Consider the following 14,658-nt stretch of genomic DNA (forward strand, 5'->3'; position numbering starts at 1 on the left):
GAGCGAGGAACATGACCATCGTCGTCACCGGTGCCACCGGCCAGCTGGGCCGCCACGTCATCGCCGGCCTGCGTGAGAAGCTGCCCGCCGACCAGATCGCCGCCGCGGTGCGCAACCCGGAGAAGGCCGCGGACCTCGGCGTCCAGGTACGGGAAGCCGACTACGACCGGCCGGAGACCCTGGTGGCGGCGTTCGCGGGCGCGACCAAGGTGCTGCTGATCTCGGGCAACGAGGTGGGCCGCCGGGTCCCGCAGCACCAGGCGGCGGTGGACGCCGCGAAGCAGGCCGGCGTCACCCACGTGATCTACACGAGCGCGCCGCGCGCGGACGACACCACGCTGGTGCTGGCGCCCGAGCACCAGGCGACCGAGGAGATCATCCGCGCGTCGGGCGTGCCGTTCACGATCCTGCGCAACAACTGGTACACCGAGAACTACGTGCCGAACGCCCAGCAGGCCATCGCGAGCGGCGTGCTGATCGGCAGCGCCGGCTCCGGCCGCGTCGCCAGCGCCACGCGGGCCGACCTCGCCGCGGGCGCCGTCGCGGTCCTCACCGGCGAGGGGCACGAGGGCAAGGTGTACGAACTGGGCGGCGACGTGGCGTGGACGTTCGACGACCTCGCCGCCGAGATCTCCGCCATCGCGGGCACGGAGATCCGCTACCGCGACCTGACCGCCGACGAGCACCGCGCGGCGCTGATCGAGGCCGGGCTGCCGGCGGAGACCGCGGGGTTCGTGGTGGCGCTGGACCAGAACATCGCCGAGGGCACGCTCGCGGAGGTGACCGGCGAGCTGTCGGCGCTGATCGGCCGCCCGACGACCCCGCTGGGCGAGGGACTGGCCGCGGCGCTGAAGGAAGCCTGAGAACCGTCCTTTTCGGACCGAGGAGGCCGGAAGGCGGTTCCGGCGGCCAACGCCACCCCGCTGGCAAACACCCGGCGGGGGTAGCGAGCAGACGCCCCGGCGGTGTGAGCTCCGCAGTCGGCGCGCGCGAGGGTCGAGCACCCACGCCGGAGGGAAAGGCCGGGAGCCCACCGGTCAGCCATCGTGTTGTGCTTGACTTCGCCCATGATCTCGGAGAGCACGTGCCCGGTGCCGGACGGGGAGTTGCACGTCGAGCGGGGTGGGGCCGGGCCGGCGCTGCTCCTGGTGCCCGGGGGGACCGGGGCGGCCGCCTCCTACCGGGCCCTCGCGCAGCGGCTCGCGAGCCACTACACCGTTCTCGCCTACGACCGGCGCGGTCACTTCGGCAGCACGGACTCCACCGAGGGGCCCCTGACGATCGCGCGGCAGGCCGACGACGCGCGCGCCGTCATCGAGCACTTCGGCTACGGCAAGGCCCTCGTGTTCGGCAGCAGCGCCGGCGGCGCGATCGGGCTGGAACTCGCCATCCGGCACCCCGACGCCGTCAGCGGGCTGGTCGTCCACGAACCGCCCACGGTCGGCCTGCTGCCGGACGCCGACGAGTGGATCCGGTTCGCCGAGGAACAGGCGGCGCGCAGCGCGGACGGCGACGTTTTCGGCGCCTTCCAAGAGTTCCTCGCCTCCATCGCGGGCGCCGGACTGCCCCCGCTCAAGACCGTGCGCCTGCCGCACGAACACGAGTGGCGCCTGCTGTTCGACCGTGAACTCGTCGGCATCTACCGCTACCTGCCGGACCTGGACGCGCTCCGCCGCAGCCCAGTACCCATCGTGCTGACCGCGGGCGAGGGCAGCCGCGGCTACTACCACTACCGCCCGGCCCGCGCGCTCGCCCTCGAACTCGGCCTGCCGTTCGTCGAACTGCCCGGCGCGCACCTCGCCCCCCAGCGGAACCCGGAAGCGTTCGCCGACGCCCTGAACACCGTTCTCGCCGACCTGGTCCTCTGACCCCGCCACGCCGAAACCTGTCGAGTTCCTGTGAAACCGGTCCGCACAGCGAAACGCGCGCTATCCTGAATTCATACGGCCGGTGTCATCCTCCCCAGTTTCACACCGGCCGGTGCTCCGGCGCTTACCTCCCCCTCGGGCGCTGGAGCGAGGCCCCCGGGCCGCGCCTTCCTCCCCCAGTTTCGGCGCAGTCCGGGGGTCTTCTCACTTCTCCGAACCCGGCGCGACCACCCGCACGCCGTCCTGCCACACCTCCCGCACCCGTCCGGGCAGCGCGGCCAGGTCGTAGGCGTCGCCGGACACCACCACCAGATCCGCGCGGTACCCGGGCGCCAGCCGGCCCAGCGAGTCGCCGTAGCCGAGCAGCTCCGCCGCCGACGACGTGGCCGCCGCCAGCACCTGACCGGGGCTCATACCGGCCGCTTGCATCAACGGCAGCTCCTCGAGGTTCGTGCCGTGCGGGCCGACGCCGCTGTCGGTGCCCATCGCGATCTTCACCCCGGCCTCGACCGCGCGGCGGATGGACTCGGCGTGCACCTCGGCGACGTCCTCGGCCTTGCGAACCATCTCGTCGGTCAGCGCGGCACCGGCGCGGGCCGCGCGGATCACCGCGATCGGCGCGATCAGCGTCGGCACCAGCCAGGTGCCGTGCGCGAGCATCAGCTCGATCGCCTCGTCGTCGAGGTAGATGCCGTGCTCGATGGACCGGATCCCGGCCCGCACCGCGTTCTTGATGCCGTCGGTGCCCTGCGCGTGCGCCATCACCGCCTTGCCCTGCATCGCGGCCTCGGCGACCAGCACGTCCAGCTCGGCCGGCGTGAACTGGGTGTGCCGCGGGTCGTCGCCCGGGGAGAGCACCCCGCCGGTGGTGCACACCTTGAGCACGTCGGCGCCCGCACGCAGCAACTCCCGCGCCACCTTGCGCATCTCGTCCGGCCCGTCGACCAGCGTCGACGGACGGCCGGGGTGCGGCACCATCAGCGGAACGCAGTGCCCCGAGGGCATCCAGTCGTCACCGTGCCCGCCGGTCTGGCTGATGATGCCGATCGAGATGTCCAGCCGCGGGCCGCTGATCAGCCCGTCCGCCTGGGCCTTCTTGATGCCGAGGTCGGCGCCGCCCGCGTCCCGCACGGTGGTGATGCCCAGTTCGAGCGTGCTGCGCAGGTTCCGCGCCGCCTCGTAGAACTGGTAGGAAAACGGTTTCTGGAACAGCTTGATCAGGCTGATGTCGGACACCGTGACGTGCACGTGGCAGTCGAACAGCCCGGGCAGCACCGTGGTGCCGGTGCAGTCGACCACCTCGTCGCCGTCCAGCCCGGTGCCGATCTCGGCGACGCGGCCGTCCTCCACCACCACGTCCGCGTCGAACGGGTCGCTGCCGGTGCCGTCGAAGACCCGGCCGCCGGCGAACAGGATGCGGGTCACGCGCCCACCCGGCTCAACCGCCGCGCGGCCAGCGACGCGAGCAGCGCCGCCTCGTCGGCGACCACGCTGTCGTCGAACGATGCCTCCGGGGAATGGTTGTAGGGCGCGGAGCCGGGGTCGTCGGCGAAGGTCGCCCCGAGGAACACGAACGCGCCCGGGACGCGGTCGAGCACGCGGGAGAAGTCCTCCGATCCGGTGACCGGGGCGTCCGCCACGGAGAACCGCTCCTCGCCGAACACCTCGCGCACGGTCTCGGCGACGAACTCGTGACCGGCCGCGTCGTTGACGGTGACCGGGTACTCGGCCTGGTAGGTGACCTCGACCTCCAGGCCGTGCGCCGCCGCGATATCCCGGCACAGCGGGACGGCCAGCTCCGCGACCCGCTCCCGCGCCTCCTTCGAGAAGCTGCGGATGGTCGCCTCGAAGCGGGCGTCCGGCGGGATGATGTTGCGCTGGGTGCCGGCGTGGAAGTTGCCGACGGTGACCACGACCGGGTCGAACACGTCGAACCGGCGGGTCACCATCGTCTGCAGCGCGGTGACCATCTCGCACGTGGCCGGCACCGGGTCGAGCGCCGCGTACGGCCGCGACCCGTGCCCGCCCGCGCCGATCACCCGGACGAACAGCCCGTCAGCGGCGGCCATGATCGGGCCGGGCCGGGACACGAACTGCCCGCGCGGGATCATCGCCGACACCACGTGCAGCCCGTACGCCTCGGCGACCGGGCGGCCGGCGGCCTCCAGCACCCCCTCGGCGATCATGTGCCCGGCGCCGTCGTGGCCCTCTTCGCCGGGCTGGAACATGAACACCACGTCCCCGGCCAGCCGGTCCCGGTGCGCGGACAGCAGCCGCGCGGCGCCGACGAGGCCGGCGGTGTGCAGATCGTGCCCGCACGCGTGCATCCGGCCCTCGTGCCGCGAGCTGAAGGCGGCCCCGGTGTTCTCGGTGACCGGCAGGGCGTCCATGTCACCGCGCAGCAGCACCACGGGCCCGCTGCCGCCGTCGCCGCCCTGCCCGCGCAGCACGGCGGTGACCGACGACAGCCCGGTGCCGGTGCTGATTTCCAGGGGCAGCCCGTCGAGGGCGTCGAGGACCGTCTCCTGGGTGCGCGGCAGGTCGAGGCCGAGTTCGGGAACCTGGTGGAGCGCGCGCCGGAGTGCCACGAGGTCGTCGGACAGCTCGCGCGCGTCGTGCCTGAGATCCATTCCCCGACTCTAGAGCCGCCGGGCGGGGCAGGTCACGCGGCGATCGCGTCGACCTCGAAGAGCATCCCGGGCAGCGCGAGCCGGGCCACGCCGACGAGGGTCTGCGCCGGCGGCCGCGACCCCCAGATCTCGGCGATCTGGCTGCCGAGCACCACCAGCTTGTCCGCGTCGTGGTCGACGATGTAGGTGCCCAGCCGCACCACCGAGCCGAAGCCGAGCCCCTCCGCGGCGAGCGCGGTGCCGAGGTTGCGGAAGGACTGGCGCACCTGCTCGGCGAAGTCGTCGGAGACGATCCGCCCGGTTTCGTCGGCCGCGTACTGCCCCGCCACGAAGACCAGTCCGCTCGGCGTGCGGGTCAGGTGGCTGTACCCGTAGGGCACGGGGTCGGCCAGGCCGGCGGGGTTGACGACGGTGTGCGTCATCTCGGTTCCTTCCACTGTGGACACATCTCGCCGGGGACGTCCCGGCGAGATCGAATCTACCGATCACCGACCTGCCGCGCCCACGATTCGTGCGTCACCGCACCATGCGGAAGAACGCGCGCACCTCCGCGGCGAACAGGGCGGGTTGCTCCCACGCCGCGAAGTGGCCGCCGCGGTCGGGTTCGCTCCAGTGCCGGATGTCGGTGTAGCGGCCGGCCGCCCAGCGGCGGGACGGGCGCGGCATCTCCTTCGGGAACACCGTGCAGCCGGTGGGCACGGTGACCGTGTCGTCGGTCGCCGTGGTGAACCACTCGCCGACCTGGCGGAAGCTCTCCCAGTACAGCCGGGCCGACGACGCGGCGGTGCGGGTGAGCCAGTACAGGGTGATGTCGTCGAGCATCTCGTCGCGGGTCAGGACCGTCTCGGGGCGCCCGCCGCTGTCGGTCCAGGACGCGAACTTCTCCACGATCCACGCGCACAGGCCGGCCGGTGAGTCGGTCAGCGCGTAGCCGACCGTCTGGGGTTTGGTGGTCATCTGCTCGGAGTAGCCGGACTCGTGCGCGGCCGCGTGGCGCAGGTCCGCCAGTGCCGCCTTCTCGGCCGGGGTGAGGTCGCCGAACGTGGCCGGGTCCGGCGCCGCGATCGGCGGCACGACGTGGATCCCGGCCAGCTCACCGGTGTTCTGCTGCCCCATGCTGGTGGTGACGCTGGTGCCCCAGTCGCTGCCCTGCGCGCCGTACCGCTCGTACCCGAGGCGGGCCATCAGCTCCCGCCACGCGGCGGCGATCCGCTGCACGCCCCAGCCCGGTGCGACGGGCCGGTCGCTGAACCCGTAGCCGGGCAGCGACGGGATCACCACGTGGAAGGCGTCGGCCGGATCCTCCGGGTCGGTCAGCAGCGGGATGACCTTCTCGAACTCCAGCACCGACCCGGGCCAGCCGTGGGTGAGCACCAGCGGCAACGCGTGCTCGTGCGGTGAGCGGACGTGCAGGAAGTGGATGCCGACGCCGTCGATCTCGGTGCGGTACTGGGGCAGCGCGTTCAGGCGCCGCTCGGTGGCGCGCCAGTCGTACTCGGTGGCCCAGTAGTGGCACAGCTCGCGCAGGTAGGCCAGCGGCACGCCCTGCGACCAGTCGCCGACCGGCTCCTCGTCGGGCCACCTGGTGCGCAGGAGCCGCTCCCGCAGGTCGGTCAGCTCCTCCTCCGGAATGGCGATGCGGAACGGGATCACGTGCCGGTCCTCCTCGGTCGGTGTGGTGCGGCGGCGGCCGCCAGTGCGGACAGGGTCTGCGGGGTGAACGGCTCCCCGGCGATCGCGGTGAGCGCCCCCGCCCACCCGGCGACGAAGTACTCCCAGCCGTCCCGGGTGGACAGTCCGTGGGCCGCCGCCTGGTGCAGGAACCTCAGATCGCCCCGGTAGTTCAGGTCCCACGCCACCGTGCCGGGGGTCCACGGGGCGTGCCCGGTGAGGGGGCTGCCGGGCCGGTCCTTGCCGAGCCCGGTGGCGTTGACCACGAGCGTCGCATCCGGGACGAGGTGGTCGGCCGGCCCGGACAGGTGCACCAGTCCGGGCCGCGCGCCGATCCGCTCGGCGACCCGTCGCAGCGCGTCGAGCGCCGCCGCGTCGACGTCGGCGAACACCAGCCGCTCCGGCGCGTCCGCGCGCGGCCTGCCCGTCTCGACGTCCAGGTGCAGCGCGAGCAGCAGGGCGGTCGCCGCGCCGCCCGCGCCGAGGCACACGATCCGGCCACCGGACGGGGAGCCGAGGATCGCGGTCAGCGAGCGGGCGTCGTTGGCGTAGGCGGCCACCCGCTCACCGGTGACGAGGGTGTTGATCTCGCCGGTCAGGTCGACCAGCCGGTCGCGTCCGGGCAGGTCGGCGGCGCACGCGCGGTACAGCCGCAGCTTGTGCGCGGTCACCACGGCGCCCTGGACCAGCGGGTTGCCGCGCATCGCGGTGAGCAGCCGCCGGTAGACCGGTGGCGGCGTGTCCGGCGGCAGGTCGACGCCGCGCAGCACCCACGGGCGGCCGAGCGCGCGGGCCCAGCCGTCGAACACCGCGTGCGCCAGCGATCCCGCGGTGCTGATGCCGGCGAACAGGACCAGCGGCGGGCCGGTCCAGGTCTCGACGTCCTCGACCGTGATCACGTGGTCCGGCATGGTCCTCCGTTCTCCCCCACGGCCCGCCGCCACGCGGCCACCGTGCCGTCCAGGTCCTGGGCGCGTTCGAACACCGACGCCCCGAAGAACCCGAAGCGCACCCCATCGTGTCCGGTTCGCGGGAACGCTGCCGGATCGGTCAGCGGACCACCGTGCGCCAGCAGCGGCACGGCCGGAGCGGCCGCCGCCACCGCGGTGAGGGTGGCGGTGTGCTCCGCGGTGAGCGGACCCGGGCGGGTGATGCCGAGGTGGATCACGACCGCGTCGGCGCCGTGTGCCACCAGATCCGCCGCCTGCGAGGGTGCGCACGCGTACCCCCAGGCCAGCAGCCCGCGTTCGCGCGCCAGCCCCATCAGCTCGACCTCCCGCCGGTAGCCCAGCCCCGCCTCCTCCACCGCGGCCCGCACCGGCCCGGACAGCAGAGCGGTCGTGGGCGCGTTGAGGACCCCGGCTACTCCGTGCCCGGCCAGTTCGTCCAGCACCGGACCGGGTGGGCGCAGGGCGTCGTTCGCGCACACCGTCGCCAGCACGGGCCGTCCGGCGGCCGCGGCGACGACCTCCGGGACGATCCCGAGCGTCAGCTCGTTCGCGTTGGCCCACGGCAGCAACCCGGCCACCGAGGGCAGGCCGCGGCGGCGCAGCACGCTGGAGTGGTACGCGACGATCACGTCCACCCCCGCCCGGGCCAGGCGCTCCGCGGTGTCCGCGTCCCCCGCGGCCGCGGCGATCAGCGCGTTCACAGCAGGTTCGCGTGCCGCTCGGACAGGGCCGCGTCCGGTATCGCGTGGGCGTGCTGGAAAGCCCCGCACAGGGCGTCGCCGAGCAGGAGGCAGGCCTGCTCGAACAGGGAACCGCCGTGTTGCCCGCCGCCGGTGGGGACGACCACGACGAGGTCGGCCTCCGCGGCGAGCGGGGAGTCCGGCGCCGCGGCCACCACGGCCACCCGGGCGCCGCGGGCGCGGGCGACGCCGGCGTTCGCGAGCGGACCGGTGGTGCGGCCGCTCGCGGACAGGCAGACCAGCAGGTCGTCGGCCGTGATCGCGGGCGCGGTGGTCTCGCCGGCCACGTGCACGCGCAGCCCGAGGTGCATCCACCGCATCGCCAGCGCTTTCGCCACCAGGCCGGAGCGGCCGCGCGCGTCGAAGAACACCGTCCGCGCCGTGGTGATGGCCGCGCCGAGGGCGGCCGCGGCGGCCGGGTCGACGGCGGTCACCGCGTCGTGGACCTCCGCGAGCACCGCCCGGGCCCGGTTCAGCACGCCGGACCGGTCCAGCACGTCAGGCATGCGCGTGACCTCCGATCCGGGCCCGGGCGGCGACCAGCAGACGGCTCGCCGCCCGCTCGTCGTCCCGGCTGGCGAACCTGGCCTGCAGCGCCGCGGTGAGCACGGGCGTGGCGATGCCCTGCCGCACGGCCTCCTCCGCGGTCCAGCGGCCCATGCCGGAGTCGGCGACGGCCGAGCCGACACCGGTGAGGGCGGCGACGGCGGCGAGCGCGTCGACGGTCTGCTCCAGCAGGAACGACCGGGCCGAGCAGCCCGCCTGCCACACCCGCAGCGCGGTGAGCGGGTCGAGCCCGTCGCGCGCGGACAGCAGGGCGAAACCCTCGGCGTAGGCCTGCATCAGCCCGTACTCCACGGCGTTGTGCACCGCCTTGACGAAGTGCCCGGCCCCGGTGGGCCCGACCACGGCGACCGCGCCGGGCGCGGCCAGAGCCGCCAGCACCGGGTGGATGCGCTCGGCGTCCTCCGCCGCGCCCCCGACCGTCAGCCCGTACCCGTGCCGCCAGCCCCACTGGCCCCCGCTCACCCCGACGTCGAGGAACCGGACGCCCGATTCCGCGAGCCGCGCGGCCCGCCCGGCCGCCTCCCGCCAGTCGCTGTTGCCGCCGTCGACGACGAGATCGCCGTCCGCGAGGAGTCCGGCGAGCTCGTCGACGACCCCGCCGGTCGCGGGCGGCGGCACCATCACCCAGACCGCGCGGGGCGGTGTGAGGGCAGCGACCAGGTCGGCCAGTGAACCGGTGACGCTGGTGCCCGCCACCCGGGCCCGTTCGGCCGCGGTCGGAGACGAGTCGGCGCCGATCACCTCGTGCCCGGCCGCGGCGAGGCGCCGCGCCATCGGGCCGCCCATCGTCCCCAGACCAACCAATCCGAGCTGCATGCCTCGACCTTCCGCCAGTGGATTGACATCGGATACCTCGTTGATGCCAATATGGCGGAGTTCTTCCCGCCCTGATAGGACCAATCACGGTCCGATTGGTTGGAATCGCCATGCACATCCAGGACGCGCTCGGCGACTGGTCCGCCCGCCCGGGTCCGCTGTACGCCCGGTTGTCCGCAGCGCTGGCCGCGGCGATCGATCGCGGCGACATCCCGCCCGGCACCGCGCTGCCGCCGGAGCGATCGCTGGCCACGCGGCTGGCGATCGGCCGGAGCACGGTCATGCACGCCTACGCCCGCCTCCGCGAAGCCGGGATCCTGGAAACCAGGCAGGGCAGCGGTTCCTGGGTCACCGGCGCGCGCCGGACGGGGACCGCGGAGTCTCCGCGCGAATCGCTGGCGGTCGCCGCCCTGCGGAACCCGGCGGCACTCGTCGACCTCGCCACCGCCGCGCTGCCCGCGCACCGCCGTCTGCGCGAAGCGGTCGCCGCGCTGCGCGTGGCCGACGCCGGCACCGCGGCGGTGCTCGACACCCCCGGCTACCACCCCGCCGGGCTGCCCGCGCTGCGTGCCGCGCTGGCCGAGCGGCTGACCGCGCAGGGCCTGCCCACCGACGCCGGCCAGGTGCTCGTCACCACCGGCGACCAGCAGGCGTTGTCGCTGCTGGCCGCGCACGCGCTGCCGGACGGGGAACCGGCGGTCGTGGAGACCCCGACCAGCCCCGGCATCCTCGACGTGCTGCACGGGCTGTCCGTCCCCGTGCGCGGTGCCCCGCCGGTGACCGGCGGAGGCGACGACCTGCCCGCACTCGTCGACCGGATCCGCCCCGGCCTGGTGTACCTCGTGCCGACGCTCGGCCCGCTCGGCCGGATCCTCGGCCCGACTGACCGGAAGCGGCTCGCCACCGCGCTCGCCGGCCGGGACGCCCTGGTGGTGGACGACGTCAGCCAGGCCGGGCTGGCGTTCGAGCAGGCGCCGCCGCCGCTCGCGGCGTACGCGGAGCCGGGCAACCTGGTCACCGTCGGCTCGCTCAGCAAGCTCCACTGGGGCGGGCTGCGGCTCGGCTGGGTCCGCGGCTCGGCGTCGCTCGTGGCCGCGCTCGCCCGGGCCAAGGCACGCGCCGACCTCGGCACCCCGGTGCTCGACCAGGTGCTGGCCACGCGGCTGCTCGGCATCGAGGACGAGGTGCGGGCGGAGCGGATCGCCGAACTGCGCGACCGGCTCGCGCACGCGACCGGCGTGCTGACGGAGTCGCTGCCGGAGTTCCGGTGGACTCCGCCGGAGGGCGGGCTGAGCCTGTGGCTGGCTCTCCCGGCCGGGACGGCGACCCCGTTCTGCGAGGTCGCCGCCCGGTTCGGGGTGGCGGTGGTGCCCGGCGGCGTGCTGTCGTCCCGCGGGCTGACCGACGACCACGTCCGGGTCGTGTACGCGCGGCCGCCGGAGGTGTTCGACGAAGGCGTCCGCCGCCTGGCCGCCGCGTGGGCGCGGTACCGGCACGCCGGCGACGACCAGCCGGTGCTGCTGTGACCACCCTCGGCATCGACCTCGGCGCCACGCACGTCCGAGCCGGGCTGGTCGACCGGGACGGCCGGCTCAGCGACGTGACGCGGCAGGTGCTGCCGCCCGGTCCGGCGGCCCGGCTGGACGCGGTCCGGGCGGTGCTCGCGCACTACCCCGAAGCGGCCGCGGTGGGACTGGCGGTCGCCGGTACCGTGCGGGACGGTGTGCTGACCTGGTCGGCGAACCTCGGGCTGTCCGATGTGGACTTCGCAGCGGAACTGGGCCGCCCGGTCGCCGTGATCAACGACGCCCGCGCCGCCGGACTGGCCGAGGCACGCTTCGGGGCGGGCGCCGGCGCGGCGACGGTCCTGCTGGTGACCGTGGGGACCGGGCTCGGCGGGGCGCTGGTGACCGGCGGACGGCCGCACGAAGGCACGGGGCACGCCGGCGAGGTCGGCCACCTGGTGCTGGACGCCGGTGGACCGCCGTGCCGGTGCGGCAACCACGGGTGCTGGGAACAGCTCGCGGGCGGGGTCGCGTTGAACCGGACCGGCGCCGGGCTGGGACCGGACGGCGGCGGAACACCCGGCGCCGCCCGGCTCGCCGCGGCCGCCGCGGCCGGGCAGCCACGGGCCGTGGCGGCGCTGGCGCGGCACGCCCGGGAGTTCGCCCGCGGGCTGGACAGCCTCTGCGCCGTCCTCGCGCCGCACACCGTCGTGCTCGGCGGCGGTCTGGTCGCGCGAAGCGGCCCGATCCGGGAGGCCTACCTCGCCGCCGCGCGCACCCTGCGCTGGCACACCGGCCCCGTCCGCCCCGCGCGGCTGGGCGACGACGCCGGGGTCATCGGCGCGGCACTGGCGGCCAATCTGTCCTGATTGGTTCTGGAAACCCGCGCCGCGGCGGGGTTTCCTGGTGCCATGCGCGATCGTCCGTGGTGGCAGGACGCCATCGGTTACCAGGTGTACCTACCGTCCTTTCAGGACAGCGACGGGGACGGCTGGGGCGATCTACCCGGGCTGATCAGCCGGCTGGACCACCTCCGGGACCTCGGCGTCACGTTGCTGTGGATCAGCCCGTTCCACCCCTCACCGATGCGTGATCACGGGTACGACGTCGCCGACTACCGGGCGGTCGACCCGCGCTACGGCACGCTGGACGATCTGGACAAGCTGCTGTGCGCCGCCCACGAGCGGGGCATCCGGGTCGTCGCCGACCTGGTGGTGAACCACACCAGCAGCGAGCACCCGTGGTTCCGCAGCGCCCGCCGGTCCCGCACCGACCCCATGCGGGACCGCTACATCTGGCGCGATCCCGGGCCGGACGGCGGCCCGCCGAACAACTGGCTCGCGCACTTCGGCGGTCCCGCCTGGACGTTCGACGACCACACCGGCCAGTACTACCTCCACCTGTTCACCCCGCACCAGCCGGACCTCAACTGGGACAACCCCGATGTCGCCGACGAGGTCGACGACATCCTGCGCTTCTGGTTCGACCGCGGCCTCGACGGCTTCCGCATCGACACCGCGCACTACCTCACCAAGCACCCCGGCCTCCCGGACAACCCGTGGCTGGCGCCGGAAGACGTGCCGTCGCAGGGCGGGGTGGCGGCCGAATGGCTGCGGCAGGACCACCGGTACGACATCGGGCAACCGTCCGCGTTGGACATCCACCGCCGCTGGCGCGCGATCGCCGACTTCTACCACGCGGTGCTGATCGGCGAGGTCTACATCCTGGACCCCACCCGGCTCGCCACCTACGTGCAGGCGGACGGCCTGCACTCCACGTTCTGGTTCGGGCTGGTCGAGTCCGGGTGGGCACCCGAGCGGGTGGCGACCATGCTGCGGGCGGCCGCGGCCGCCGCGCCCACCCTCGCCTGGGTGCAGAGCAGCCACGACCGCAAGCGCGCGGTCACCCGCTACGGCAGCGCCCGGCGCGCCATCGCCGTGGCCACCCTGCTCATGGGGCTGCCGGGCATTCCGTTCCTGTACAACGGGGAGGAACTGGGCCTGCCCGACGGGACCGTCCCACCCGGACACGCGCGGGACCCGCTCGCCGCCGCCGACAGCGGCAGCCAGTCGCGTGACGGCGCCCGCACCCCGATGCCCTGGGAGCCGGGGCCGGGACTGGGCTTCACCACCGCACCGGCGGCGTGGCTGCCGTTCGGGGACCGCACCCCAGCCGACACGGTCGCGGTGCAACGGGAGGACCCGGACTCCCCGCTGTCGATCCACCGCAGGCTCATCGCCGCGATGACCCGCACCGCGTCCGTCCGAGCCGCGCCGCTGTGGCTCGACGAATTCGGCGACGTGCTCGGCTACCGCACCGGCCCGGTCGTCGTCGCCGCCAACCTCGCCGACCGGCCGCACCCGTTCGACCCCGGCCCCGGCAACTGGCTATGCGAGTTCGACACCGACGACCCCGAGGCCTGCCAGGTGCCCACCGAGCTGGCCCCCGGCCAGGCGGTGATCCTGATCGACCGCGCGGCGGTCACAGCCAGTCGTCCGGACCGGCCCAGCTGAGCACGTCCGCCTTGACCGGCGCCGCGCCGGTGTACTGGCCGCGGTAGAACAGCAGCGGCCGCCCGTTGGACGCCTCCCCCAGCGCCGTCACGCGGCCGACGACGACGAAGTGGTCGCCGGCCTCGAACACCGTCTCCACCACGCAGTCCACCCAGGTCAGCGCGTCCTCCAGCACCGGACACCCGGACGGCGCGGGCGTCCAGTCGACGGCGGCGAACTTGTCCCCGCCCCGCGTGCCGAACACCCGGCTGACCTGGTGCTGCCCCTCGGCCAGCACGTTGACCGCGAACCGGCCGCTGCGCTCGATCACCGGCCAGGTCCGCGACGCCCGGCCCGGGCAGAACAGCACCAGCGGCGGGTCCAGCGACAACGCCGCGAACGACTGGCACGCGAACCCGGCGGGCTCGGCACCGTCCATCGTGGTCACCACGGTGACCCCGGTGGCGAAGTGCCCGAGCACCTGCCGGAACCGCGCCGGTTCGATCGCGGAGGAGATCACTTCCGCATCCCCACGCTGAAGTCGTGGCCCCACAGGCTCACCGCGGTGCTCTCCCGCGCGATCCACGACTCGTCGTCGACCTGGCGGCCCTCGCAGCCGAACTCGACGTCGAACCCGCCCGGCGTCTTCATGTAGAACGACAGCATCAGGTCGTTGACGTGCCGCCCCAGCGTCGCCGACATCGGCACGTTGCGCCGCTTCGCGCGGTCCAGGCACAGCCCGACGTCGTCGGTGTTCTCCACCTCGACCATCAGGTGCACGATCCCGCTCGGCGTCGGCATCGGCAGGAACGCCAGGCTGTGGTGACGCGGGTTGCAGCCGAAGAACCGCAGCCACGCCGGTGGTCCGTCGGCGGGGCGTCCGACCATCTGCGGCGGCAGCCGCATCGAGTCCCGCAGCCGGAACCCGAGCACGTCGCGGTAGAAGCGCAGCGCGGCGTCGTCGTCGTGGGTGGACAGCACCACGTGCCCGAGGCCCTGCTCGCCGGTGACGAACCGGTGCCCGTACGGGCTCACCACGCGCCGGTGCTCCAGCGCGACGCCGTGGAACACCTCCAGCGTGTTGCCGGACGGGTCGTCGAAGCTGATCAGCTCGGTGACGCGCCGCTCCGCCAGCACCTCGGCGCTGCCCTCCTTGTACGGCACGCCGCCTGCGTCCAGCCGCGACCGCACCTCGTCCAGTTCCGCGGCGTTGGCGGCCTCCCACCCGGCCACCGCGAGCCGGTCGCTGTCCCCGGGCACGATCACCAGCCGGGCCGGGAAGTCGTCCATCCGCAGGTACAGCGCGTCCGGATGCGGGCCCTTGCCCTCGACCATGCCGAGGACCTTCAGGCCGTACTCGCGCCAGGCGGCCATGTCGGTCGCCTCGACGCGCAGGTAGGCCAGGGAGCGGATGCCCAT

The 14,658-nt window shown here is 74.2% G+C and carries 15 protein-coding genes; 5 read left to right on the forward strand and 10 right to left on the reverse strand.

All coding sequences use genetic code 11. From position 1 onward, the window contains the following. The first annotated feature begins 11 nt into the window (after positions 1-11). Both D0D28_RS05100 and D0D28_RS05105 read left to right on the forward strand, forming a co-directional pair. Complete coding sequence (locus tag D0D28_RS05100; RefSeq protein WP_116109896.1) at positions 12-863, forward strand: SDR family oxidoreductase; 852 nt, start codon at positions 12-14, stop codon at positions 861-863. Between the two features lie 204 nt (positions 864-1,067). Continuing rightward, positions 1,068-1,868 (forward strand): alpha/beta fold hydrolase, encoded by an 801-nt coding sequence (locus tag D0D28_RS05105; RefSeq protein ID WP_116109897.1) that lies wholly within the window; start codon positions 1,068-1,070, stop codon positions 1,866-1,868. Between the two features lie 204 nt (positions 1,869-2,072). Here the strand turns inward: D0D28_RS05105 and D0D28_RS05110 are convergent, their stop codons facing one another. The 8 genes from D0D28_RS05110 to D0D28_RS05145 all read right to left on the reverse strand — a co-directional run bounded on the left by D0D28_RS05110 (position 2,073) and on the right by D0D28_RS05145 (position 9,326). Next, a complete protein-coding gene (locus tag D0D28_RS05110) occupies positions 2,073-3,293 on the reverse strand; it encodes a metal-dependent hydrolase family protein (RefSeq protein WP_094008233.1) in 1,221 nt (406 codons plus the stop codon). Further along, positions 3,290-4,498 (reverse strand): M20 metallopeptidase family protein, encoded by a 1,209-nt coding sequence (locus D0D28_RS05115; protein WP_116109898.1) that lies wholly within the window; start codon positions 4,496-4,498, stop codon positions 3,290-3,292. The genes D0D28_RS05110 and D0D28_RS05115 overlap by 4 nt, the downstream gene beginning before the upstream one ends. A gap of 32 nt (positions 4,499-4,530) precedes the next feature. Beyond that, the gene (locus tag D0D28_RS05120; protein WP_116109899.1) at positions 4,531-4,920 is read right to left on the reverse strand and encodes a RidA family protein; all 390 of its coding nucleotides are present in this window, start codon (positions 4,918-4,920) and stop codon (positions 4,531-4,533) included. A 94-nt stretch (positions 4,921-5,014) separates the two neighbouring features. After that, positions 5,015-6,151: an epoxide hydrolase family protein gene (locus tag D0D28_RS05125; RefSeq protein ID WP_116109900.1), complete on the reverse strand. Its 1,137-nt coding sequence runs from the start codon at positions 6,149-6,151 to the stop codon at positions 5,015-5,017. Continuing rightward, a complete protein-coding gene (locus tag D0D28_RS05130) occupies positions 6,148-7,080 on the reverse strand; it encodes a shikimate dehydrogenase (protein ID WP_116109901.1) in 933 nt (310 codons plus the stop codon). The genes D0D28_RS05125 and D0D28_RS05130 overlap by 4 nt, the downstream gene beginning before the upstream one ends. Then, positions 7,065-7,820: a phosphoenolpyruvate hydrolase family protein gene (locus tag D0D28_RS05135; protein WP_158224476.1), complete on the reverse strand. Its 756-nt coding sequence runs from the start codon at positions 7,818-7,820 to the stop codon at positions 7,065-7,067. The genes D0D28_RS05130 and D0D28_RS05135 overlap by 16 nt, the downstream gene beginning before the upstream one ends. Further along, the gene (locus tag D0D28_RS05140) at positions 7,817-8,365 is read right to left on the reverse strand and encodes an SIS domain-containing protein (RefSeq protein WP_116109902.1); all 549 of its coding nucleotides are present in this window, start codon (positions 8,363-8,365) and stop codon (positions 7,817-7,819) included. Before D0D28_RS05140 ends, D0D28_RS05135 begins: the two co-directional genes overlap by 4 nt. After that, a complete protein-coding gene (locus D0D28_RS05145; protein ID WP_346009475.1) occupies positions 8,358-9,326 on the reverse strand; it encodes an NADP-dependent phosphogluconate dehydrogenase in 969 nt (322 codons plus the stop codon). The genes D0D28_RS05140 and D0D28_RS05145 overlap by 8 nt, the downstream gene beginning before the upstream one ends. Positions 9,327-9,352: 26 nt before the next feature. Here D0D28_RS05145 and D0D28_RS05150 point away from each other — a divergent pair, with 26 nt between their 5' ends. Genes D0D28_RS05150 through D0D28_RS05160 form a run of 3 tightly spaced genes read left to right on the forward strand, consistent with a single transcriptional unit; the run spans position 9,353 to position 13,260 of the window. Beyond that, positions 9,353-10,768 (forward strand): PLP-dependent aminotransferase family protein, encoded by a 1,416-nt coding sequence (locus D0D28_RS05150; RefSeq protein WP_116109904.1) that lies wholly within the window; start codon positions 9,353-9,355, stop codon positions 10,766-10,768. After that, entirely contained in the window at positions 10,765-11,616 is an 852-nt protein-coding gene (locus D0D28_RS05155) for an ROK family protein (RefSeq protein WP_162830982.1), read from the forward strand. The genes D0D28_RS05150 and D0D28_RS05155 overlap by 4 nt, the downstream gene beginning before the upstream one ends. Positions 11,617-11,658: 42 nt before the next feature. Then, on the forward strand, positions 11,659-13,260 hold the full coding sequence (locus D0D28_RS05160; protein ID WP_116109906.1) for an alpha-amylase family glycosyl hydrolase: 1,602 nt from the start codon (positions 11,659-11,661) through the stop codon (positions 13,258-13,260). Here D0D28_RS05160 and hsaB read toward each other — a convergent pair. Both hsaB and hsaC read right to left on the reverse strand, forming a co-directional pair. Continuing rightward, positions 13,229-13,759: a 3-hydroxy-9,10-secoandrosta-1,3,5(10)-triene-9,17-dione monooxygenase reductase subunit gene (gene hsaB, locus D0D28_RS05165; protein WP_116109907.1), complete on the reverse strand. Its 531-nt coding sequence runs from the start codon at positions 13,757-13,759 to the stop codon at positions 13,229-13,231. The genes D0D28_RS05160 and hsaB overlap by 32 nt on opposite strands. Further along, complete coding sequence (hsaC, locus tag D0D28_RS05170) at positions 13,756-14,658, reverse strand: iron-dependent extradiol dioxygenase HsaC (RefSeq protein WP_116109908.1); 903 nt, start codon at positions 14,656-14,658, stop codon at positions 13,756-13,758. The genes hsaB and hsaC overlap by 4 nt, the downstream gene beginning before the upstream one ends.

This window comes from Amycolatopsis ruanii (genome assembly GCF_003385175.1).
GTDB classification, from domain to species: Bacteria; Actinomycetota; Actinomycetes; order Mycobacteriales; family Pseudonocardiaceae; genus Amycolatopsis_E; species Amycolatopsis_E thermalba.